The sequence below is a fragment of the Streptococcus mitis genome (assembly GCF_047464945.1).
GTDB lineage: Bacteria > Bacillota > Bacilli > Lactobacillales > Streptococcaceae > Streptococcus > Streptococcus mitis_EA.
The window spans coordinates 52504-74647 of record NZ_JASHAX010000006.1 but is presented as its reverse complement, the minus strand read 5'-3'; the positions used below and the strand labels follow the sequence as shown (position 1 = coordinate 74647).

The following is a 22144-nucleotide window of genomic DNA, read 5'->3' as shown; positions in this document are numbered from 1 at the left end:
ATCACTCTCCTTCGATGATTTCAGCCTCTTTTCGGATTGTTTCAACATCTTCTTGATATTGAACTTCACTATAGTTGACTAGCTTGGATAATTCTTTCTGCAAGCTTTCCCCCATCGGTTTCATAGTTGCAAAGGTTAAACCACCTGAAATGATACCACCCAAGATAGGTATGAATTTTCCCATTCCTTTGGCCAGCCCTCCCTTGGTCAGATTCACACCAAATATTCTTAAGACTTTTTTCAAAATAGGGTACCAAAGCGTCTTTGTTAAAGCTTTATTAGGTACTGTTTTCATTACCTGTTTGGCAATTGTTATACCACCTGCACGTAACAAGGCAGCGGTTCCATTCACCCCCAACATGACGCCTAGATAAAGCAAGAGGGTATTTTGAGCATCTTCACTCAACTCCTCGCGTGAAGCCCAAAGATCCTCATAACCATAAATATAACCTAATTCTTGAGCCAATTTCAGGGAGAAACCATAAAATTGAGCCACATCAGCTGGAATGGTAATTGCCATAGCAATCCCTCCAGGTAATCCTGCCAAAACAGAGGTTCCACTCGCCAATAAAACATTATCCCTAATGCAGGCATTAGCCACTCTATCTAAGGTTTCTTGAGATAAGAGAGACGTTGGGCCTTGTTCTAATAAGGTAGGAATGTCCTGTGGATCCAATTCTTTGGAAAACTTATCCACTAAAAATTTCGAACGATCAACCTTAACAACTGGTAGTTTTACCACTTGTTGTAATACTTGCATAGCTAACTCTTGTTCAGCCATATACAAACTCCTTTTACTTCTGTAAGTTATATTCTATGATAGCATACTCTTTTAAAGTATGTTTCAAATTCCCCTCAAAAATTTTCAAAAAATCCTTAGCAACTTATTTGTTAAAGATTTTTAATAGTCTTTGTAGAGACAGCTAAAATATTCAACTCCTACCTTTACAACATGATATTCTATCTGTGAACGATAGTCTATTATTGTTTCACCTAAAATGTTCCTTGAATACACACTAACTATGAACTTTCGAGCTTTATCTTATAAATCCATAATTTCTTTTTTCTTTCGATCAAATTCTTCCTGAGATAATATACCTGCATCTAAAAGAGATTTTAGTTTTGTAAGTGCTTCGATTTGCTCATCTAATGATAGACTTGGTTTCATGGCTTTTTCATCTAAACTTTGAGCCATATTCATTCCAAATATCATTCCAGCACTATCACCTAGACCATGTTGCTCCACTCCTGATGCAATTTTTTGTTGTGCTGCAATATTAGAAGATTTCTGCGATACATCATCATAAGCTTTTAAATTCATCTTATTTGATGAAAATTGTTTAACCAATTCCTTAGATTCTGGTGAGAACTCAATATTAGCAATGGCAACTTTTACAATCTCAAATCCAAAACGTTCTTTCCAAGTCCCTGCATACTGTCCATCATTTGATACCTGTTCCGCAAGAACTGCAGCTTGTGAGGGTAATTGTGAAATACGATAAGTTGTTGACAAAGAATTAAGTGCAACAATAAAAGATTGAAGAAATTCTGTCACTATTTGTGATCTAGCTTGAGCGCTATCAAAGGTATAATAAGTCACATTGGCAGGAAGAAAGTTTCTGATAAATTGCTTAGCATCTGTAATTTGGATAGAAAATGTTCCAAAAGCACGTACTTCTAAATCTGTCCCATAAAACAAATCATTATACATGACTGGACCACGAGTCCCAAATTTAATATTACGAATTTCTCTCAAATTAACAAAACAAATCTGTTTTTGCTGATCACTTTGACCACCGAATCCAACACGATTAACAACATTGTCAAACAGTGACTTTTTCAATCCATCACCGTTAAAAACACTGCTCTCACCATTTTGGTATTCATATCCACCTGGTTCTGTAATAATTTCCTCGATACCAGACTGACTAAAGATAAAGGCAGCAGTATTTTCTGGAATAAAAATCTTGGATCCGTTAGAAATAACACCTACAGATCCCTTCGTATTGACACCCCTACCATTATTACTTTCTTGAACAATACCGGGACTTACAGCTGTATGTTCATCAAAAGCTTGAACCGTGATAATTTCTTTCCACTGATCTGCAAATGTCCCACCAATAGAATCTGTAATTGCTTTTATCAACCCCATTTAATTGCCCCCTTATAAACTCTGATCCATATCACAATAGGCACATCTTACTGTTTGCTTCACTTGACCTGACAAAGGTGCTCCACAAAAGCTACACTTGGTTGAAATCTTTTCTGGCTCTGCATCCTTAATCCCAAGTCCTGCTTTAAAAGTGTCAAATGTATCCTTAAATGTTTCTGCCAAAACATCTGCTCCGAATAAGCTACTATCCCCCAAGGTTTCAAAATTGCTTGTATCACCTGAAATCAATTTAATAATGTTTCTAGCCCACTTGTCAGTATCCTTAGTATTATTAAATGAAAAGATAGCTTGTCCGCCATTATAATAAATTTCCAACCGTTTCACACCATTGGTTTTGGTTACTGAAACTTGAGGTTTCCCTTCAAAAATTTTAATCTGGTTAATAGGAATGGTAACCTGGTCTTTTTTCCCTCCCCAAAAACCTTTTTTGATATGTACTAAGTGTAGATTCGTTAAAATTAATTCATCTGTAGCCAAACCATTTTTCCCAAAACTCACATGGTCACTATTCATAACCATATATTCATGTGGTAATAATTGATAATCCATATTGAACTCCACTCTTCCTATTAAAGACTAGCTTTCCACTGCTCCACTTGTTCATGTAGATTATCACGATAATCTTTTAGAGTCTTAATCACTTCTTCTTTCCCTTGAATAGGTGCTTTCTTTAGTGGACCATATTGTTTTTTCAAATCTTCCATTTCTTTTTTAGTGCTATCTTTCAGTTCTTGGATAGCAGCGCTATCTTCTAAAACAGTCCCTTTAAAGGCTTCATCTGCTTCTGTATAGTAATTATCGATTATTTTCTCATTCATAATCAAGTAATCTTCATAGGTTTTTATAGACTCAATTGTCGTATCGCTAACATCTTGTGGGTTAAAATCGCTTGAACTGAGTTTTTCTTTTGCTTTAGCAAACAACCCTTTCTTCTCAGAACTACTAGATGAAGCTTCTGTTTGATTCTCATTAGAAGAGCTGCTTGTTTTTTCAGAAAGAGAACTACAAGCAACTAGAGTAGAGACGGAAAGACATAGCAAAGCTAAACGACAAACTTTTTTTACATTATTCATTGATAGAATCTCCTTTTATTTATGAAATCATCATATCATATTTGCTAAAAAAAAAAAGCATTTTCTGATTAGCTAACATTTAAAAATACAGAATCCCTTTTTTAAAAGAATATTTTTCCATTTCAAATTCCACCTATTTTCACCCACCAAAAAAGAGGGTCTCCCCTCCTTCTTAGTTCTTATCCAGATTGCGTAGCATTTCGTCAATCTTGTTTCCATACTCGATGGACTCGTCTTTGACGAAGGTCAAATCTGGGATTTTGTATAATTTCAAATTGCGACCAAGTTCACGTTTGATAGTACCAGTTGCTTTTTCAAGCCCGATTTGGGCTTTTTGATTATCTGAAGCAAGGTTACTCAAAATGGTGTAGTAAACCTTGGCAACAGACAAGTCACCTAGCATCTGAACATCTGTGATGGTCACGCCTTGGACACGCGGATCACGGACTTTCTTTTGCAAAATCTCATTGACTTCACGCTTGATTTCCATGCCCACACGATCCGTACGGAAATGATTTGCCATGATATTCCTTTCTCTACTTTGAACCAAAAGCTAGGCCAGCAGACCTAGCTATGTTTAAATTTCTTGATTTTCAGCTCAAATTTAAACGAAGTTCAATTTGAGCTAACCTGCTTCTTTCGCCGTGGTGAAAGTGATGGAACTGATTTATCAGTCCCATCACAGGGGATTTTTGAGACCTTAGGCTCAAAAATAAGCAATGAAACCATCGGTTTGCTTGCGTCCCTCACCACCTAAGAAAGGAGCAAAAAATCTTATCTCTTGATTTCTTCCATGACATACGCCTCAATCACATCATCAGTCTTGATATCATTGTAGCCATCAATCATCAATCCACCTTCACGGCCGTTTGTAACTTCTTTGACGTCGTCTTTGTAGTGTTTCAAGCTTGCGAGTTCGCCGTCATAGATAACGACACCATCACGGATAACACGGACTTTAGAGTCACGAGTAACCTTACCGTTGATAACCATGAATCCACCGATAGTTCCCACTTTAGACACCTTGAAGGTTTCACGGATAACTGCTTCACCGATAACTTTTTCTTCAAATTCTGGATCAAGCATCCCTTTCATAGCTTCTTCCATCTCTTCGATAACCTTGTAGATAATGCTGTGGAGACGGATTTCCACATCGTCAGCTTCTGCTTGTTGACGAGCTTGTGGAGTAGGGCGTACGTTGAAACCAACGATAAAGGCATTTGAAGCTTCGGCAAGGGTCACGTCTGATTCGTTGATGGCACCGACCGCTGAGTGAACGATGGTAACTTTGACACCTTCCACATCGATCTTTTGAAGTGAGGCAGAAAGGGCTTCAACCGAACCTTGTACGTCGGCCTTGATGATAACGTTAACTGATTTGAGTTCACCAGCTTTAAGGGTATCAAAGAGGTTTTCAAGGCTGACACGTTGGGTAGCTTGACGTTGTTTCATAAGGGCACGTTTGGCACGCTCTTCACCGGCTGCACGCGCAGATTTTTCATCTTCGTAAACGGCAAAGTGGTCACCCGCCATTGGAGCTTCGTTCAAACCTGTGATTGAGACTGGTGTTGATGGTCCAGCAACCTTAACACGACGACCAAGGTCGTTGGTCATAGCACGGACACGACCGAAGGTATTTCCGACAACGATTGGGTCTTGAACGTTCAAGGTACCTTGTTGAACAAGAAGGGTTGCGACCGCACCTTTTCCTTTATCCAAGCGAGCTTCGATAACGGTACCGATTGCACGCACTGTTGGGTCTGCTTTAAGTTCTTGGATTTCAGCCACAAGAAGGACTGTTTCCAACAATTCTTCGATGTTTTGGTTGAATTTAGCTGAGATTTCAACAAATTCAGAATCTCCACCCCAAGCAGTTGACATAACTCCATGCTCTGCCAATTCACCGATAACGCGTTCTGGGTTGGCACCTGGTTTATCAATCTTGTTGATAGCTACGATGATTGGAACGTTGGCCGCTTTTGAGTGGTTGATAGCTTCGATAGTCTGAGGCATAACCCCGTCATCTGCCGCTACGACCAAGATAGTAATATCGGTAACAGAAGCACCACGCGCACGCATAGATGTAAAGGCCGCGTGTCCTGGTGTATCAAGGAAGGTAATCTTCTTGCCATTTTCCACGATTTGGTAGGCACCGATATGCTGAGTGATACCACCTGCTTCACCTGTCGCAACACGAGAGTTACGAAGGGTATCTAGGAGTGTTGTTTTACCGTGGTCAACGTGTCCCATGATAGTTACAACTGGTGGACGCTCAACCAATTCATCTTCATTGAGATAACCATCTTCAACAAAGAAACGTTCGATATCGGCATTATCCACTTCAACTTTTTGTTTGGCTTCGATACCATAATCCACCATGAGGAGTTCAATTGTTTCCCCATCCAAGGATTGGTTTTGTGTGGCCATGACACCCATCATGAAAAGTTTCTTAACAATTTCAGCTGGTTCACGTTTGATACGTTTTGCGATTTCCGCAACGGTCATACCATCTGTATATTCAAATTCTGTTGGCAATTCATGGAATTTACGCTCTGTAACAGGTTTTGGAGCCTGATTACGGTTGTTCTTGTTATTGCCTTTTTTATTCTTTTTGTTGTTATTCCAGTTACTATTCTTTTGATTTCTCACTTGATTTTGACTACTTCGATTCTTTTGTTGTTTTCTAGGACCATCTTCTTCGTGATCATAATCGTCACGATTTTTGTCTGGTCGAGCTTGTTTTTTACGACGTGTATCCACTGCAGCTTCTTTTTTCTCAGGGACGACTTCAACCACTGCTTGAACTTGCTGTGCTTGTTGCGCTTGCTCAGCTAACTTAGCTGCTTCTTCAAAGATTTCCTCTGGTTCCTTGCGTTTGTTAGCTTGAGCTAAGGCTTCTTTAGCAGCCTGATACTGCTTGAAGCGTTCCTCACTTGAACGTGCGTACTCTGCATTTTGTTCTGCTTTTAGGGCTGCTGCACGGGCTTTAAAGTCAATACGTGGAGCTACTTGATTTGGACGTTTATCCTCTTGTTGACGGCGCTCATTGCCACGATTTTGCTGACCTTGCTGTTTCTTAGCTTGGTCATTAAAACGACGATTGTCGCGGTTGCCTTGACCTTGTTTTCCACCATTACGGTTATCATTCTTTTGATGATTTCCCTTTTGTTGGTCACGGTTATTGCCCTTATTTTGCTTGCGTCGTTCTGCCTGTTCTTTGGCACGAGCTTCACGCTCAGCCTTGAAATTACGACTTTGCGGTTTAGCTGCTACTTTTTCTGTTTTAGGAGCGACTGGCTCAGCAGGTTTTGCCTCTTCCTTGGCTACAGCTGGTTTAGCTGGTTCAGATTTCTCGGCTTTCTTTTCTGCACTTGCTTTTGGTGTTGCAGGTTTTGCTTCTGCTTTCGGAGCAGCTGCAGGCTTAAAGCTGGCAGCGATTTTTGCAGCGACAGCTTCTTCCACACTTGATGAGTGGCTTTTCACATCCAAGCCCAACTCTTTTGCACGCGCTACAACTTCTTTACTTTCTTTTCCAAGTTCTTTTGCGATTTCGTACAATCTTTTCTTAGACAAATCATGTCCTCCTCTTCTATTCCATAAGAGACCTCATTTTCTTTGTAAATCCAGCATCTGTCACAGCCAAAACCTTTCTCGATTTCCCGACTGCTATGCTTAATTCCAGTGTTGAAAACACGGTTACAATTTCTACTTGATAATAATGACTTTTATCTTGAATCTTCTTGGTCAGATTGGGACCAGCATCATGGGCTAGAAAGACCAACTTGGCCTTGCCGTCTTGAATGGCCTTAACCACCAATTCTTCACCCGATATAATCCGCCCTGCTTTCTGAGCAAGTCCCAAGAGATTGCTTATCTTTTGCTTATTCAAGTCCTAACTCTCTTCTTTTCACTTTGTGATCCACATAAGCGATCAACTCGTCATAAAAGCTTTCTTCCACTTCCATGCTAAAGCTACGGTTAAAGACCTTCTTCTTTTTCGCCTCTAGGGCTTCTGCATTGTCTAGCTTGATATAAGCGCCGCGGCCATTGGCCTTGCCTGTCGGATCGATAAAGACTTGCCCTTCTTTGTTTTTGACAATGCGGAGCAAATCACGCTTATCAATCACTTCATTGGACACAACAGACTTGCGCAAAGGGATTTTTCTCGTTTTCATCTTTCCCTCCTCTAGCAGCTTTTATTCTTCTACAGTATCGTTTTCTGCTTCCAAATCTACCGAACCAGCTTCTTCCATGGCTTCAAATTCGCTAGCAGACTTGATATCGATACGATATCCTGTCAAATGAGCTGCCAAACGAACGTTTTGTCCACGACGACCGATCGCAAGAGAAAGCTTGTTATCTGGCACAACGACCAAGGCACGCTTGCTGTCGTTTTCGTCAAAGATAACTTGGTCAACTTCAGCAGGAGCGATGGCATTATAGATAAATTCAGCTGGATCTGCTACCCACTCGATAACATCGATATTTTCTTCGATTGGCACCATACGGTCGCTCTTGGCATCGTAGCGAGCTGGGTGGAATTTGCTAGTAATCTTCTTGATGTTAGCACCACCGCGTCCAACGATTGTACCGATAGCGTCCACGTTTGGATTATGACTGCGAACGGCAACCTTAGTACGGTCACCAGCTTCACGAGCCACGCTCATGATTTCAACCGTTCCGTCATAAACTTCTGGAATTTCTTGCTCCATCAAGCGTTTGATCATTTCTGGATGACTACGGCTAACAAAGACGTTGACACCGCGAGGGTTGTCTTCAACCTTATAGACATAAACTTCGATACGATCATGAGAAGAAAAGACTTCTCCAGGGATTTGGTCTTGTTTTGACAATTGGGCTTCGATGCTTCCAAGGTTGACATAGATGAAGCGGTTGTCAAAGCGTTCTACTGTACCAGACATGATTTCTTGCTCATGTTCTTTGTAAGTATTGTAGGTGATGGCACGTGTTTGCTTGCGCATTTTTTCCATGATGGTTTGTTTGGCAGATTGGGCTGCTACACGACCAAACTCAGCAGGTGCTTCTTCAAACTTGATTTTATCACCAAGTTCATAGGCTGAATTAATGGCAAGAGCATCTTTCAAACTGATTTCCAAACGGCTATCAAATACTTCATCAACCACTTCACGGACAGTATAAACGGTAAAATCACCTGTTTTTTCGTTGAAGTCAATAGCTACGCTGTCTGATTGACCATAGCGTCTGCGATAAGCGGAACGAAGCGACTCTACTACTGCGTCGATGATATCTTCTTTTTTGATTCCCTTGTCTTCTTCCAAAATGCGGAAGGCCTCTAGCATTTCTTTACTCATGTTTTCTTCACTTTTGAATCCTCAAAAGCTATCCTTTCTTTTTCTATAATTTAACTGCTAAACGTGCTTTTGATACTAAACTGTATGGAATTTGGACAGTTTTCTTACGCGTCTTGTCTATATATTCCATAGTCAACTCGTCCTCTTCGAAGGCCAACAAGGTTCCTTCAAAGACCTTTTGCTTATCGATGGCTTGGTAGAGCCCGACATGGATGTATTTCCCAACCGCTCCAGCAACGGCATCCTTGGTTTTCAAAGGACGTTCCAAGCCTGGACTGGTGATTTCTAGGAAATATTGTTCTGGGAAGGGATCTGGCTTGATGGTATCTAGGACAGGACTGATCATTTCTGTCAAGTCCGCCGTGTCATTCAAGGTAATTCCTTCAGGTTTATCTACAAAAATACTGAGAATCATGTCACTGCCAATCTTTCCATACTCGATATCCACGAGCTCGAAAGGTGATTGAATGACAGGTTCTACAACTTCTCTGACTAATTCTACGATTGTTGCGATTGCGTCCACCTCCTCATAAGCAAGAGGCGAAGATATTTCCCCGCCTCTCTTTCTCATATTCTTACTATTAGTATAGCACGTTTGCCAACTTATGTAAAGCAAAAGCACTTATACAGCCTGATTTCAGGCTATTTCTTAAAATTCTGCCTCAACTCGGTAGATAACTTGCCCCTTATTGGAGAATTTTTGCTCGTATTCTGTCATGACATTGCCTTCAAAATCACTGGCATGCAAATCTAGCCAGACACCGTTGAGCTTCATGCCATACTGAGAAAAGCTCACTAGGCTGTACTCAAACAAGCCACGGTTATCCGTCTTGAAATGAATTTCTCCATTTTCAGGCAAGATACGCTTGAAGGTATCCAAGAAGGTCTTGTAGGTCAAACGACGCTTTTCATGGCGTTTTTTCGGCCAAGGATCTGAAAAGTTCAGATACAAACGATCAATCTCACCGTCTTCAAAGTAGTCAGTCAAGTCAGAACCATCTACCCACAAGAGCTTGATATTAGGTACTCCAACTTCAAGCACCTTGTCCAAAGCGTAGCTCAAAACAGACTTTTGAATATCAATCCCGATATAGTTGATGTCAGGGTTTTGCTTGGCCATACCTGAAACAAAGGCACCCTTTCCACTTCCAACTTCCACATGAATGGGGTTGTCATTGCCAAACAAGTCCCGCCATTTCCCCTTGGCTTCCAAGGGATTGAGGACCACATACTGGGGATTTGCCTCTAGTAATTCTGTCGCCCCTTTACGATTTCTAACTCTCATCTTCTCTTTCCATACTTGTCTCGGAAGTGACGCAAGCCATGAATCTCCCGATTGACATTTTCTAAATCTTGGTTCATATAATACTTGGAAATCTGGCTCAAGTAAGACAATTGACCGTACCAATACAATTTATTTAATACCGTTTGATTGTACTTGTAACCGTAGTAGGTCAACCATTCCTTCCACTGATGTTCTGGAATATAATGGCAGAGCATGTGAGCCACGTCAAACATGCGGTCGGTCAAGCGAACCGAATCCCAATCTACCAAATAAATCAAGCCACTATCTGTCTCAATCCAATTACTATGTCGTACATCTCCATGGACAATGGTCGCATAGTCCTCTCTAAATCCTGGAATAGTCTGACGTAAATCAGCCATCACTTCACTGATAAAATGATTTTTACGCAAAGCATCTGGAGCCGTTTCTTGCCAAGACTGTAGTAAATCTACAGGTGTTTCCATGGCATATCCCAACCGACTCAACTGTGTCATCAACGGACGTGAGCGATGAAGACGGGTTAAGATATTGACGATTTGTTTACGATTCATATCATAGGGGGTCAATATCTTGCCTGTCAACCATTCTTGAGCACACATATCACGCCCATCTGCCAAACGGCGACTCCATAATAATTGTGGAGCAATTTGTTCTCTAGCTAGACCAGGTAGGATTGGAGAGGTGTTCATTTTTACAAAGATACGCTTCCCATCAGGATAGCTACCCATATAAGCCTTACCACTTTTCCCAGGTATGGGAGTCAGTGTTAGCTCATTATCACCCAAATCCATTTCTTTCCTCCGTATAAAGTTTCCTTACTATTCTACTAGTTTTTGGCCTATTCGTCAACCGCTCCACACCTGATTCTCAAAGAAAAGCCTCTGGGGTGGTTTGGGTTATAATTTATAGAAAGAAAAAGGTAAGCACCGTCTTCTGCTTACCTTTTCATAATTTTTATAAATAATATAAGAGTGGCCAACTGTTGTAAAACATGTGGACTAGAGTAGAAACCCATAAGTTTTGGCTCTTTTTATAAGCAAAGCCCAGCAACAAGCCCCCAAGTAGATAAAAAATAAACGAAGGGACATTAGAAGGTCCATGCATGAAAGAAAAGAGAGAGGAAGTTAGCACAAGCCCTAACCAAGAATTGTCAAAAACCGCACCTTGAAGAAGTCCTCTGAAAATGAGTTCCTCCTGGATTGGTCCAAAAACTGAGGTAGTCAAAATCAAAGACAGGGAAATTCCTCTGCTGACTTCCGCCAAGTGTTGAACTCCCGCGCCAGAAGAAACAGCGAAGAAATGAATATAAACCAGCGTCTCAAGCACACTTAGAAGAAAGATTGCAATGAAAAGCAAAAGTTGTTTCTTGCTTAACATCCCAAAAGAAATCATTTCAAACTTTCTAGCATAAGCAACACTCAGCGAGGTTACTAGAAGACTTACAATAATCAATTCAGATTCATTTTGAAAAAAATCCCCGTGGTTAATCGTATAAGGAACTGTAATGACGATTAGTAGTACTAAAAATCCAAAGCACAAGGCATGAAATTTATCAAAAAACTCCATAAAACTATCCTCCTCACCAAACAGACTTCCCTACACGTCATCCTTTAGCTCTAACCTTTCCAAAACAAACCATTTGAGTAACCAAAATCCGACCACATAACCACCCCCTAAAAAGATAGCCATTAAAGATAGCATGGGGTTTAGGAAATAAAAGGCCACAACAGATACAAAGGTTAGCACAAAAACATTAAAGGCAATGGTGTCAGAAGCCAAGACTAGAATATAAGGTGTCAACCAGTCTAAGGTTTTGGAATCTAGGAAAAATAAGCGTTTATACATGATGACCTCCTCTATGGCTGAAAAGCAAGCCTTTGGTTTTTTTACCCCAAGACCCTATGTAGAAAAGTGAGCAAAAATGGTAAGTTTGCGATGATATTATTAACAATATAAATCGAATAAGAAGGATAGATACTCTTCGTATAACGTGTTAGACAGGCAAATAGACATCCCACTGCCGTATAGACAAAAATATCTGCGAGACTTGGCAAGCTAGAAAAGTGGGGCAAGGCAAATAAGAATGACGGAAAGAGAAGATCCAGCCCCCATCTCGAATCCTTAAAGAAGGCATGTTGAAGCAATCCCCTACATACCAATTCTTCCATCAGAGGTCCTAGTACGATTAAGGTCAGATAAACACCAAACTCCGCAAAATTTGTCTCACTATAAGCAATAAACAAATTCCACCCTTCATTGGTTCCCTGAACGTGTTTAGCTGTCAGATAGTTAAAGCAGATAAGCACAATGGCTGCTAACACTGTCAGAACAGAATAGCTCAACCACTTTTTCCTAGGGATACGAAAGAGATAAGCATGACCCGACCTGATCAAAATCCAAATCATCAAGGCGATAAAGAGAAGGCTGATGATGTTTCGAATCCAGATAAGATTTCCTACCCAAGACGAGAACTCCCAATAATTTCTCCAAAATTGGGTTGTCCAAAACAATCCGAAAAACAGAAACAAATAAGAAAGAATGGCACTCGTTTTAAAAAGAATAGAGTGTTTTTTCATAGAAACCCTCCCTACTATGACCTCCTCTTGTCAGACTCTACTGCTGTAAGATTAAGAAGACAGTTTGTTCTTTTTAAGATTGACCTGACTACTAGATAATAGATACATTAAGGCATTAAAGACAATGAAAATATGGCCATAGAATAAAATCAATCTCACATCCAAACCAAGATAAAGTTTGACCATCAAAAAGATGAGCAAAAGAATTTGAAACCATAAGGTTTTTCCAAAAATAAATTTAAAGCGGTTTTGAATGTCTACTTCCTTGATTTTTACCGCCACCCCTTTATTAGCAAGAAGGAAAACGCCTGCTTCAAATAATCCACTGTAGAGAACAATCCACCCAATCGATACATTAGAGATTTGTAAAAATTTCCCTAAAAGAATATTCAACACACTACTCAAGAAAATAACAAGAAATAATCTATATTTCATTTTAAATACCTCCATTCATTTATTTCACGAACTTTTTAATAGAGCCTTCTACTCAAATATCCTGATAAAAGAGGAAGGCAAGCTACTTTTTATAATACTTCAAGCCCCAAATAAGTAGAAGCATGATAAGCAAGCAGAGAATAGCGCCAATATAGGCAATTAATTGTTGGTAGAATTCTCCTGCTGTGATACCTCTATACAAACAAATAATAGACATAAAGCCTGTCAAGCCGATATACATGAGTTGATTGGTTCTAGGACTAACCAAATCATCATCTTCAAATTCTCTTATCCTCATTTCCCTAGTGAGGTAAACAGTAACCAAAATAGAGGCCAAGTTAATAACCACTAAAAGAAATTGGAAAACCAAGGAAAAATTTAAAAACTGACGAGATAGAAATAGATAAGTGGAGACAAGCAAGGGCAACTGACCTAGGAACAATCTCGCAAGAAAGATGTTCCGTTTTTTAGCAAGAAAAGTTTTCATTTATTTGCTCCTTTCTTTTTAGTTAAAGCAACATAGATCACAACCGCAATCATATAGGCTATGGTATAAAATAACTGATACCAAATACTCTCCCTAAGCGGATAAAGAAAGATGGACATAATCAGATACAAGATGAAAATGATAAGTATTTTTCTCTTCATAAGATATCCTCCTAAATGTATGCTTTATCTTATACTCAATGAAAATCAAAGAGCAAACTAGGAAGCTAGCCGCAGGCTGTACTTGAGTACGGCAAGGCAACGCTGACGTAGTTTGAATTTGATTTTCGAAGAGTATTAGTTGAGCAAGAACCTTTACACTGTTAGTATAGCACTCATTTTGACCTTGGATTACTCAAATCATAAATGGTCATCAAAACATCTTGAATTGTAAAAAATTTAAAAAGCAAGCATGAAAAACATACTTGCCCTAAGGAAATTTAACAATAATCGAAAGCGATTTACCCTTACTTCCGTCTGTTCTGATAGATTCTCATGATTGCAACAAGGATAGCAGCTGTTCCACTTGCCAAAGCGATAAGGGTAATGATAATGTTGAGAATTTCAGGCGTACTCCCTATTCTGTTGACAAGACGGAGTAGAGATATAACTGCCAACTGAATCAGGAGTATTGATTCTACTCTTATCAATGAAGTCAGTTGGTTTTCAACTGCATATAAAAAGACTGGTAACATAACACAGGCTATAGCAATCACAAACAGATTGCCCCCCGTTTCTTCTCCCTTGTTCACCACGGAAATCATGAGAAGATTCGATGCTATGATCAACGTAGAACAGATGATAAAAAAGGATTTCTTATTCATTTAATATACCTCGCATACTATAGTATTTTAATTGATGACTTTGGGCAGTACTTCTTTCCACAAATCTTCTAATCATCAACTGACATCGAGTGAACTGTTAAAACCTGACGAAAGACTTGATTTTGACAGGTGGTATTTAGACTGGTATTAGGATGGCTTTCCACAATCTTCATAACGGTATAGAGACCAACTCCTCTCTCTTCCCCTTTAGAACTGGCTCCAAAGGAGAAAATCTCAGAAATATCTATGCCCTCTTCTTTGATGGAATTTTCAATGATAAAGGTCTCCTGTGCTCCATTTTTTAAAAAGGCGATTGAAACATGAGGTTGACTGGCCTCTGCACTGGCTTCAATAGCATTGTCACAAAGGATGGACACAATGGTTAGAAAATCAAGTAGACTCATCCCCTCGACCTGAATCTCCTCAGGAACTTCGACATTAAAGACAATCTTCTTATCTCTAGCTTTTAGAAATTTCCCTGCTAGAAGACTTTTGAGGGCACGGTCCCGAATATTTACCAATCTGCCAAGGTCATATTTGTTGTCCTGCAATTTCTGACTAGAATCCTTTAAGACCGAGTCGTAGACCTCTTTTATCTGCTCCATATCCTCCTCTTCAATGCCCAGACGTAAGCTGGTTAAGAGGTTGGTGTAGTCATGGCGAAAACTCCGCACTTCCTTGTAAAGTTCCTCTATATGCCGACTATAGCGTTCCATATCTCTGTAGCGCAAGACCTGCTCTTGGTCCAGTCTCTCATGAAGTTTGTCCTTCAAATAGGTATCCAATTTCTTGATAATCCCCATAAAAAAGAGCAAGTAAAAGACTAGGATCAGATGGCGAACAGTCTTTGATTGGATATCGTATGCATATTCAAAGTAAGACAGATTTTCCATGACTAGAAAGTAGGCCCCCATTATCCAGTTAATCGTAGTCAGAGACTTTTGAAAACTTTTATCGAGAATCTCCTTTCTCAAGCTAGTGAAATCATAGTCCAACCATTTCAAAAAGACTAATACTATGGAGTAAACGAATATCATAATCAACAAAAATAGAGGATTCCCATCTCCATCTACAATCCCTTGCCCCAAAAACGGAAACACAAAATAGGAAACACTTCTGTAAAAGATATCCATCAATACAATTGGAAAGAGACCATAAAAGAAAAGGAGTCTTTTAGAAAGCCCTCTTAACAATAAGAAAGACAAGCTGAGGCCGAACAAGGGTTCTATAAAGTATGACAGATAGTCAGTCAAGACTAAATAATTAAAAGTTGTAACAATTGCTGCTAGAAGAAATTTTAGAAGAAAGCCCTTAAAAATTTTATCTATAGTGAAACTAATTCCATCTACCTTAAAGAACATGATAATTTCTAGCCCAATAATAGCTAGTGAATACAATATCATCCAAAAAATATACATAAATTCTCCTCACCTAGTGCAAGTTATTAATAGCTTCAGACACTTCCCTGACCTTATAACGCGCTATCATACAGCTTCCACCATTGGGAAAGAAAAGGAGTTTTTCTTTCTTATCCAAACGAACTACATTGGCAGGATTGATGAGAAAAGAGCGGTGGCACTGCAAGAGACGGGGTTCCTGCTTGAAAACCTCCTCTAAACTCGCTGTAAATTCCAGCCTATCCGTCTTAGTATAGAGAATAACACGATGGGCTCTGGGCGACGTTTCGAGATAATAAACCTCTTTAAAAGGATACTGGAATTGGGCAAATTTTGATTTAAAGTAAAAGCAATCTTCCGCCAGACTTTTACTATCTTGACTATTGGCATAGAGGAGGGCTGTCTCGATACGAGATTCAAATTCCTCTGCCGAAAGGGCCTTATCAATGTAGTCCAAAGCTGACACTTGGTAGCGAAAGGACAGGGGCATAAACTCTGAGTGAGTCGTCACAAAGACTATCAAGGCATAAGGATCCCGATCCCGAATCTTTCTAGCCACTTCCAGCCCCTTCATCTCCTCATTTCGAATCTCAATATCCAAAAAGAATAGCTGATGCGCCCCCTTCTCATGTACCTCTGCCAGCAGTTGGTCTGGTTTGCCAAAGACCTCAAAAGAGCTGGGAGTGATATGATGTTCCTTCAAGAGTTTCTCAATCGTCGTTTCAATCCTAGTCTGTTGGGAAAAATCATCTTCTAAAACAAATATTCTCATCTTCTTACTCCCCTTGTTTCAATTTCTTCCTAAAAAGAGAATAGCAAAAATACCATGATACAAGCCCACCAAATCCTAAACAGGCCTTCAACGCTCCTGAAAGGTGTCTTGTTCCTCAAATAAGCATGATAATCTTACCACTATTTTATCATAAAATCTTAACAGTACCATTCAGGAAATTTCAAGGGCAATTAAAGATTTTATGGTAAAAAAGGAGATAAAAGTGATAAACTGACAATATCAAAACACAGTTGCTAGAAACAAGACTAGCACCCAGATTAGAGGAGGAATTCTCATGACAGATGCAGACCCTATCAAAAGAGCTCAGACTTTGATTACTGACTTAAACAAAGCCTACCAAGCATGCAGACAGGCAACCGCTGACGACGTCCGCTTTCAGGAGCAATTAGACTCTATTCTTGGTTTTCTAGCCAAGGCTGAAACAGTGGATAATCGAGTCTTGATTGAACTGGAAAAATTTTACCAGACTTCCAGTCTTCTCATGGGACTCAGCGCTCTTGATCCAGATGCTCCAACTCGCGCCGCTTGGCGGTCCTATGACCGTTTCCACTTTGACCAAGTCAAGACCAAGTTAAGTCTCTATGGGCCAACCATTATCTTGTAGAAAATAAAAGAAGCTGAGCTAGACTGAACTCAACTTCTTTTTTAATATCATATAAGTACGTTTTAGTCCTGCATCTGACGTTTCATCTGATAGGGCAGATACAAGACTTGTAAAGCCAAACCAGCTCCCAGCAAGGCTAGAAGGGCCAGTTTTTCTTGGAAAGTAATCACCCCTACGATTAATTCCACTACTAAGACCAAACTGGTCAATCCTCGGACTACCGCCTGCAAGCCTTTTTCCTTCTGCCCCTTGTCCAGCGGGAAGAGTTGGGTCAAATACTGGTAGTCAAAGGCATGATAGAGGGCCAGCAACTGGAAGAGCAAGAGGTAGTTAAAGAGAACTACCACTGCTGTCGCAATCCAAGCTTGCTCGATAAATACCTGCGCCAGCAAGGAAAGTAAGAGCAGACGGAGACTGAGGGCAAATAGATCTCCATTTCGCAGATAAGAACGCAGATAGAGATTTTGCCAAATCTTTCCAGGCACCTTCTGAACAGCCTTTAGGATAAAGTCCAGATAGGCACGACGCTTGACGCTGTTTGAAATTCCCTTTACCTGCGTAAAGAGGGCAAAGAAACGAAGCAAGACTTGCTTACGCTTGCTTTCTTGGGAAATAACATAGTCCCAGTCCAGTCTATTTTCAGTGAAAAATTTGCTGACCTTTTGACGAAAGAGGAAATATTTTCCTACCCCCAATAAAAGCACATAGACCAGAAAAACAGGCAAGCCATAACCCATGGCTAAAAATAAGGGCGCAAATAACAGCAAGAAAAGGGTCTGGACAAAGAGCCAAAAGACTAGGGAAACGCCAGTTTGACGCTTGAGATGAAGCTTGATTTCCTCCTCTCCGACCAAGAGAAAGAGCTTGTCTGGAGCCTCCATATAGGTGGCAATTCCACCCCAAAGCAAAAGTAAAACAGACGTAATTCCTACAAACAAAAGAATAGTCCAATGATTTTCAGGAAAATGTTGCAAGAGTTGACTGTACTGGTAGGCTAGAAAGCCCAGCAGGACAAGCAGGAACAAGACAAAGTGGTCATTAAGAACATAGCGCAGATAACCGACACACTCCTTACGAAAAGCCTGCTTTCTGTTTAAAAACAAGTCTTTCATAGCTCCTCCTCTTTGGTCAGAGCCAAGTAAATATCATTCAAACTAGCCTCAGGCATGTCAAAGGCTTCGCGCAGTTGCAGAAGATTTCCCTTAGCACGCACCTCACCCTTGTGGAGAATGACAAAGGCATCACACATCTTCTCCGCCGAATCCAGCACGTGGGTACTCATGAGAATGGACTTGCCCTTTTGCTTTTCCACTTCCAAAAGCTGAATCAAGTCCGCAATCGCCAACGGATCAAGACCAAGGAAAGGTTCATCCACGATGAAAAGACTCGGATCCACCACAAAAGCACAGATAATCATGACCTTCTGCTTCATCCCTTTTGAAAAATGAACAGGGAACCAGTCTAATTTCTGGTCCAGACGGAACATTTTTAACAAAGGTTCTACTCGATCAAAAGCCACTTTCTGCTCAATACCATAAGCCATAGCAACCGTTTCGATATGCTCTCTGAGAGTCAATTCCTCATACAAGCTAGGTGTCTCAGGAATGTAGCCAATTTGCTTGCGGTAGCTCGTTGCATCTTCTTGCAGGGTTAAGCCATTGATATTGATAGAACCACTATAAGGTGTCAACAGACCGATAATCTCATTAATAGTCGTCGATTTACCAGCACCATTGAGACCAATCAAACCGACCAGCTGTCCACTTTCAACGGTAAAAGACACATCTTTCAAGACAGGGACATGGACATAACCGCCTGTCAGGTTTTTAATTTCTAACATATTTTCTCCAAATCTGGTATAATGTAGCTATATTATATCAAAATTCAATACAGTAGAGGTAGATTTTATGTCAGATTGCATTTTTTGTAAAATCATCGCAGGGGAAATTCCTGCTTCAAAAGTATATGAAGATGAGCAGGTTCTTGCCTTTCTTGATATCTCTCAAGTGACACCAGGACATACCTTGGTCGTACCAAAAGAACACTATCGCAATCTTTTAGAAATGGATGCTACTAGCGCCAGCCAACTCTTTGCCCAAGTACCAAAAATAGCTCAAAAAGTCATGAAAGCTACCAAGGCTGCTGGTATGAATATCATTGCCAACTGTGAAGAAATCGCAGGGCAAACTGTCTTTCATACCCACGTTCACCTTGTGCCTCGCTACAGTGCAGACGATGACCTCAAGATTGATTTTATCGCCCACGAACCAGACTTTGACAAACTTGCTCAAGTCGCTGAAACCATCAAAAATGCCTAAGGAGTTGCCATGAAATTATCCAACTTACTGCTATTTGCAGGAGCTGCAGCCGGAAGTTATCTGGTCACAAAAAATCGCCAAGCCATCACAAATGAAGTCTTGAATACCACTGACCGCGTTCAAGCTATCAAGGATGATGTGGATATTATCCAAAACAGCCTACAAATCATCGACCAGCAAAAAGAACTCATCAAGGAATACCAAGAAGACCTGACTTACAAGTTTAAAGTCTTGGAAAAGGATATCCAGACTAGACTAGCTGTGATTAAAGAAACACAGGAAATTGAAGATAAGTAAAAAGAGCCAGTCGGCTCTTTTTTAAAAGGTAAACAAGTTATATCCCATCAACTATGCATCATAATTTAGGCAACTCATACTCAATAAAAATCAAAGAGCAAACTAGAAAGCTAGTCGCAGGGTGCTCAAAACACGGTTTTGAGGTTGTAGACAAGCCGACGCTGACGTGGTTTGAAGAGATTTTTGAAGAGTATTATTCACCATTTCACAACTAAATCGAAGACTTTCCGCTGTAATGAAAAACACCTGAAACAGCTTGGTTTCAGGTGTCCGGAAACTTTGAGACCTAGGCTCAAAGTTTAGGTATGGAACTTCGAAGAAGGTCGCTACCGTCCGTCATTACTTAAGGAAAGTCTTAAAAAATCTATAAACAAAAAAGAGCCACTCGGCTCTTTTTGCTTTATTCTCCTTCAAAAGCATCTTTAATATGGTCAAAGAATCCCTTTTTCTTTGGATTGACTTTTAAATCACCAGCAGCTGCGAATTCTTTCAAAGCTGCTTTTTGACGGTCGTTCAAGCCTGTCGGTGTTACGACATTAACGGTAACGTATTGGTCACCAACTGCACCACCACGAAGACTCGGAGCTCCCTTGCCACGTAGGCGGAATTTCTTACCAGTCTGAGTTCCCTCTGGGATAACCAATTCAACATCACCGTGAACAGTCGGTATATCAACTGTATCACCAAGAGCTGCTTGGACAAAGTTAAGGTTGAGATTGTAGAAAATAGTGGTTCCTTCACGTTCAAACTTGTCGCTGGCTTCCACAGAAACCACTACATACAAGTCACCATAAGGTCCACCGTTAAATCCAGCTTCACCTTGACCAGCTAGGCGAATTTGTTGACCAGTTTCCACACCAGCAGGAATTTTGACATGTACGCTATGCGCTTGTTTTTCATGCCCTGTTCCGTGACAAGTTGTACATGGATCTTTGATTTCTTTTCCACGACCGTGACAGACATCACAGGTTACTTGGCGACGCATCATACCAAGCGGAGTCTGCGTATCGACGTTAATAACACCAGCGCCATGACAGCGTCCACAAGTGACTGGACTTGTTCCTGGTTTAGCACCTGAGCCATTACATGTACGACAGCTTGCTTCTCGGTTGTACTTAACTTCCTTCTCTGTACCGAAGATAGCTTCTTCAAAGGTCAAGTTCACACGATACTGGAGGTCATCCCCTTGGCGAGGGGCATTTGGATTGCGTGAAGCACCACCTCCGCCGAAGAAACTTGAGAAGATGTCCTCAAAACCACCGAAGCCACCTGCCCCATTGAAACCGCCGAAACCACCAGCACCACCAAAGCCACCGTTGGCACCCGCAGCACCATATTGGTCGTAGGCTGCACGTTTTTGGTCGTCACTCAAAGTCTCATAGGCTTCTTGAACTTCCTTGTACTTTTCCTCAGCACCAGGCTCCTTATTGATATCTGGGTGGTATTTTTTGGAAAGCTTACGATAAGCCTTTTTGATCTCGTCTGCCGAAGCGTTTTTGGACACCCCCAGACGATCATAAAATTCAGTATTGTTCATACAAGATACCAAGACCGTAAAATTCGACTGAAAAATAGGAAATCTGACGCCGGAGCGATGCTCCTAGGCAGATTTATCTTTTTTCCGCGAATTTAGGTCGGGTTCAATTCCTTTCTGTTATATTGAGTAAGAAATTTGGGAACCCGTGTTCAGTTACGAACACCCTTGTTCCTTTCTATAATTTTTATGTAAATCTTTAGAGGCTGTTTTCTATACTCTGCTTCACTTGATTAAACTCTTCATCTGATAGAGTAAATATCAAATCCTCTTCAGCATACTCGTTCTGTTCTTTAAAATAGTTGTCCGTATTCTCTTCCAACCCTAAACCGAAAATCACTTTTCTTGCAAACTCTTGATGTGCAAAACCGATAGCCGTAATGATTTGTTTATCTTGGACAAGAACTTTCGGTTGGAAATTCTCACGTAGAAGAAATTCAAAACAGTCAAAGAAGTTTTGCCAAATTCCACCTGTAAATTTCGTGTCGTTCAACAAGCCTGCTTTCGCCAATAAAAGGGGCGCTGAAGAAATGGCTGCAATTAGGATATCTTGCTCATTAAGACTTCTCAAAAACGAGATCAATTTCTCATCTTGTAGAGCAGGACCTATATTTACCATTCCTGGCAAAATCACACAAGAATAATCTTCTATACGGATCTGATCCAATGTTTTCGTCGGTTGACAGGACAAACCATCCTCAGAGACCACCATCGAATTCTCAGAAGCTACATAATCAATCGTGATATCAAAAGACAGAGCTAAAGTACTCGTTAAAGTGGTTATCTCATAAAGAGAAAAATTAGGATAAATGATACAAAGCACTTTTTTCATACGCAACATCCTCTATTTTATCGAAAAACAGAGGCTGGGTTGCAACCTCTGGATTTCTTCCTATCATTACGACGTTCGAGTTTTAAAAATCAAACTAGTAATGCTAAATCGAGCACTCCCTAACCTCTTGGTGAAAAAGACAAATCTTCCTAGAAACTAAAGTTTCTGCGTCAGATTTCCTATT

At 40.4% G+C, this 22144-nt stretch carries 27 protein-coding genes; 3 read left to right on the top strand and 24 right to left on the bottom strand.

Translation table 11 applies throughout. From position 1 onward, the window contains the following. Position 1 precedes the first annotated feature (1 nt). The 20 genes from QM424_RS07685 to QM424_RS07590 all read right to left on the bottom strand — a co-directional run bounded on the left by QM424_RS07685 (position 2) and on the right by QM424_RS07590 (position 16354). Entirely contained in the window at positions 2 to 781 is a 780-nt protein-coding gene (locus tag QM424_RS07685) for a hypothetical protein (protein WP_000840416.1), read from the bottom strand. Between the two features lie 261 nt (positions 782 to 1042). Beyond that, entirely contained in the window at positions 1043 to 2152 is a 1110-nt protein-coding gene (locus QM424_RS07680; protein WP_414394039.1) for an SPFH domain-containing protein, read from the bottom strand. A gap of 12 nt (positions 2153 to 2164) precedes the next feature. Beyond that, positions 2165 to 2722, bottom strand: coding sequence for a C1 domain-containing protein (locus QM424_RS07675; RefSeq protein ID WP_414394037.1), 558 nt, complete (start codon positions 2720 to 2722; stop codon positions 2165 to 2167). Between the two features lie 20 nt (positions 2723 to 2742). Continuing rightward, positions 2743 to 3246, bottom strand: a complete 504-nt coding sequence (locus QM424_RS07670; protein WP_414394035.1) for a hypothetical protein — start codon at positions 3244 to 3246, stop codon at positions 2743 to 2745. 172 nt (positions 3247 to 3418) lie between these two features. Next, on the bottom strand, positions 3419 to 3769 hold the full coding sequence (rbfA, locus tag QM424_RS07665; RefSeq protein WP_001273601.1) for a 30S ribosome-binding factor RbfA: 351 nt from the start codon (positions 3767 to 3769) through the stop codon (positions 3419 to 3421). Positions 3770 to 4020: 251 nt separating this feature from the next. Then, a complete protein-coding gene (gene infB, locus QM424_RS07660; protein WP_414394033.1) occupies positions 4021 to 6819 on the bottom strand; it encodes a translation initiation factor IF-2 in 2799 nt (932 codons plus the stop codon). A 16-nt stretch (positions 6820 to 6835) separates the two neighbouring features. Then, positions 6836 to 7135 (bottom strand): YlxQ-related RNA-binding protein, encoded by a 300-nt coding sequence (locus QM424_RS07655; RefSeq protein ID WP_414394031.1) that lies wholly within the window; start codon positions 7133 to 7135, stop codon positions 6836 to 6838. Further along, a complete protein-coding gene (gene rnpM, locus QM424_RS07650) occupies positions 7128 to 7421 on the bottom strand; it encodes an RNase P modulator RnpM (protein WP_000857562.1) in 294 nt (97 codons plus the stop codon). The genes QM424_RS07655 and rnpM overlap by 8 nt, the downstream gene beginning before the upstream one ends. Before the next feature lie 21 nt (positions 7422 to 7442). After that, positions 7443 to 8579, bottom strand: a complete 1137-nt coding sequence (gene nusA, locus QM424_RS07645; protein WP_414394018.1) for a transcription termination factor NusA — start codon at positions 8577 to 8579, stop codon at positions 7443 to 7445. Positions 8580 to 8622: 43 nt separating this feature from the next. After that, positions 8623 to 9102 carry a ribosome maturation factor RimP gene (rimP, locus tag QM424_RS07640; protein ID WP_414394079.1) on the bottom strand — a complete coding sequence of 160 codons (480 nt, stop codon included), beginning with the start codon at positions 9100 to 9102 and terminating at the stop codon, positions 8623 to 8625. A gap of 126 nt (positions 9103 to 9228) precedes the next feature. Next, positions 9229 to 9864, bottom strand: coding sequence for a tRNA (guanosine(46)-N7)-methyltransferase TrmB (trmB, locus tag QM424_RS07635; RefSeq protein WP_001266094.1), 636 nt, complete (start codon positions 9862 to 9864; stop codon positions 9229 to 9231). Beyond that, complete coding sequence (gene ccrZ, locus QM424_RS07630) at positions 9861 to 10655, bottom strand: cell cycle regulator CcrZ (RefSeq protein ID WP_000363005.1); 795 nt, start codon at positions 10653 to 10655, stop codon at positions 9861 to 9863. Before ccrZ ends, trmB begins: the two co-directional genes overlap by 4 nt. 163 nt (positions 10656 to 10818) lie before the next feature. Then, on the bottom strand, positions 10819 to 11430 hold the full coding sequence (locus QM424_RS07625) for a CPBP family intramembrane glutamic endopeptidase (RefSeq protein WP_285300354.1): 612 nt from the start codon (positions 11428 to 11430) through the stop codon (positions 10819 to 10821). A 30-nt stretch (positions 11431 to 11460) separates the two neighbouring features. Next, positions 11461 to 11709: an immunity protein BlpZ gene (gene blpZ, locus QM424_RS07620; protein WP_285300353.1), complete on the bottom strand. Its 249-nt coding sequence runs from the start codon at positions 11707 to 11709 to the stop codon at positions 11461 to 11463. Between the two features lie 41 nt (positions 11710 to 11750). Beyond that, positions 11751 to 12440, bottom strand: a complete 690-nt coding sequence (locus QM424_RS07615; RefSeq protein ID WP_414394015.1) for a CPBP family intramembrane glutamic endopeptidase — start codon at positions 12438 to 12440, stop codon at positions 11751 to 11753. Between the two features lie 51 nt (positions 12441 to 12491). Beyond that, on the bottom strand, positions 12492 to 12875 hold the full coding sequence (locus tag QM424_RS07610; protein WP_414394013.1) for an immunity protein: 384 nt from the start codon (positions 12873 to 12875) through the stop codon (positions 12492 to 12494). An 82-nt stretch (positions 12876 to 12957) separates the two neighbouring features. Further along, on the bottom strand, positions 12958 to 13362 hold the full coding sequence (locus tag QM424_RS07605; RefSeq protein ID WP_164226411.1) for an immunity protein: 405 nt from the start codon (positions 13360 to 13362) through the stop codon (positions 12958 to 12960). A gap of 466 nt (positions 13363 to 13828) precedes the next feature. Continuing rightward, a complete protein-coding gene (locus QM424_RS07600; protein ID WP_414394011.1) occupies positions 13829 to 14185 on the bottom strand; it encodes a hypothetical protein in 357 nt (118 codons plus the stop codon). A 68-nt stretch (positions 14186 to 14253) separates the two neighbouring features. Continuing rightward, on the bottom strand, positions 14254 to 15603 hold the full coding sequence (locus QM424_RS07595; RefSeq protein WP_033676237.1) for a sensor histidine kinase: 1350 nt from the start codon (positions 15601 to 15603) through the stop codon (positions 14254 to 14256). Positions 15604 to 15616: 13 nt separating this feature from the next. Then, positions 15617 to 16354 carry a response regulator transcription factor gene (locus QM424_RS07590; RefSeq protein WP_049546811.1) on the bottom strand — a complete coding sequence of 246 codons (738 nt, stop codon included), beginning with the start codon at positions 16352 to 16354 and terminating at the stop codon, positions 15617 to 15619. A 295-nt stretch (positions 16355 to 16649) separates the two neighbouring features. Here QM424_RS07590 and QM424_RS07585 point away from each other — a divergent pair, with 295 nt between their 5' ends. After that, on the top strand, positions 16650 to 16979 hold the full coding sequence (locus QM424_RS07585) for a helicase BlpT (protein WP_414394008.1): 330 nt from the start codon (positions 16650 to 16652) through the stop codon (positions 16977 to 16979). A gap of 62 nt (positions 16980 to 17041) precedes the next feature. On the opposite strand, the gene QM424_RS07580 is transcribed toward QM424_RS07585, so the two are convergent. After that, complete coding sequence (locus QM424_RS07580; RefSeq protein WP_414394005.1) at positions 17042 to 18091, bottom strand: ABC transporter permease; 1050 nt, start codon at positions 18089 to 18091, stop codon at positions 17042 to 17044. Next, positions 18088 to 18819, bottom strand: coding sequence for an ABC transporter ATP-binding protein (locus QM424_RS07575; RefSeq protein WP_000889954.1), 732 nt, complete (start codon positions 18817 to 18819; stop codon positions 18088 to 18090). The genes QM424_RS07580 and QM424_RS07575 overlap by 4 nt, the downstream gene beginning before the upstream one ends. A 67-nt stretch (positions 18820 to 18886) precedes the next feature. On the opposite strand from QM424_RS07575, the gene QM424_RS07570 reads away from it, so the two are divergent. Together QM424_RS07570 and QM424_RS07565 are read left to right on the top strand one after the other, a co-directional pair. Continuing rightward, positions 18887 to 19297: an HIT family protein gene (locus QM424_RS07570; RefSeq protein WP_414394003.1), complete on the top strand. Its 411-nt coding sequence runs from the start codon at positions 18887 to 18889 to the stop codon at positions 19295 to 19297. A 9-nt stretch (positions 19298 to 19306) separates the two neighbouring features. Next, positions 19307 to 19594: a hypothetical protein gene (locus tag QM424_RS07565; RefSeq protein WP_414394001.1), complete on the top strand. Its 288-nt coding sequence runs from the start codon at positions 19307 to 19309 to the stop codon at positions 19592 to 19594. 400 nt (positions 19595 to 19994) lie between these two features. Here the strand turns inward: QM424_RS07565 and dnaJ are convergent, their stop codons facing one another. Together dnaJ and QM424_RS07555 are read right to left on the bottom strand one after the other, a co-directional pair. Further along, positions 19995 to 21131, bottom strand: a complete 1137-nt coding sequence (dnaJ, locus tag QM424_RS07560; RefSeq protein ID WP_414393999.1) for a molecular chaperone DnaJ — start codon at positions 21129 to 21131, stop codon at positions 19995 to 19997. Positions 21132 to 21327: 196 nt separating this feature from the next. Beyond that, positions 21328 to 21960, bottom strand: coding sequence for a DJ-1/PfpI family protein (locus QM424_RS07555; protein WP_414393997.1), 633 nt, complete (start codon positions 21958 to 21960; stop codon positions 21328 to 21330). Between the last annotated feature and the right edge of the window lie 184 nt (positions 21961 to 22144).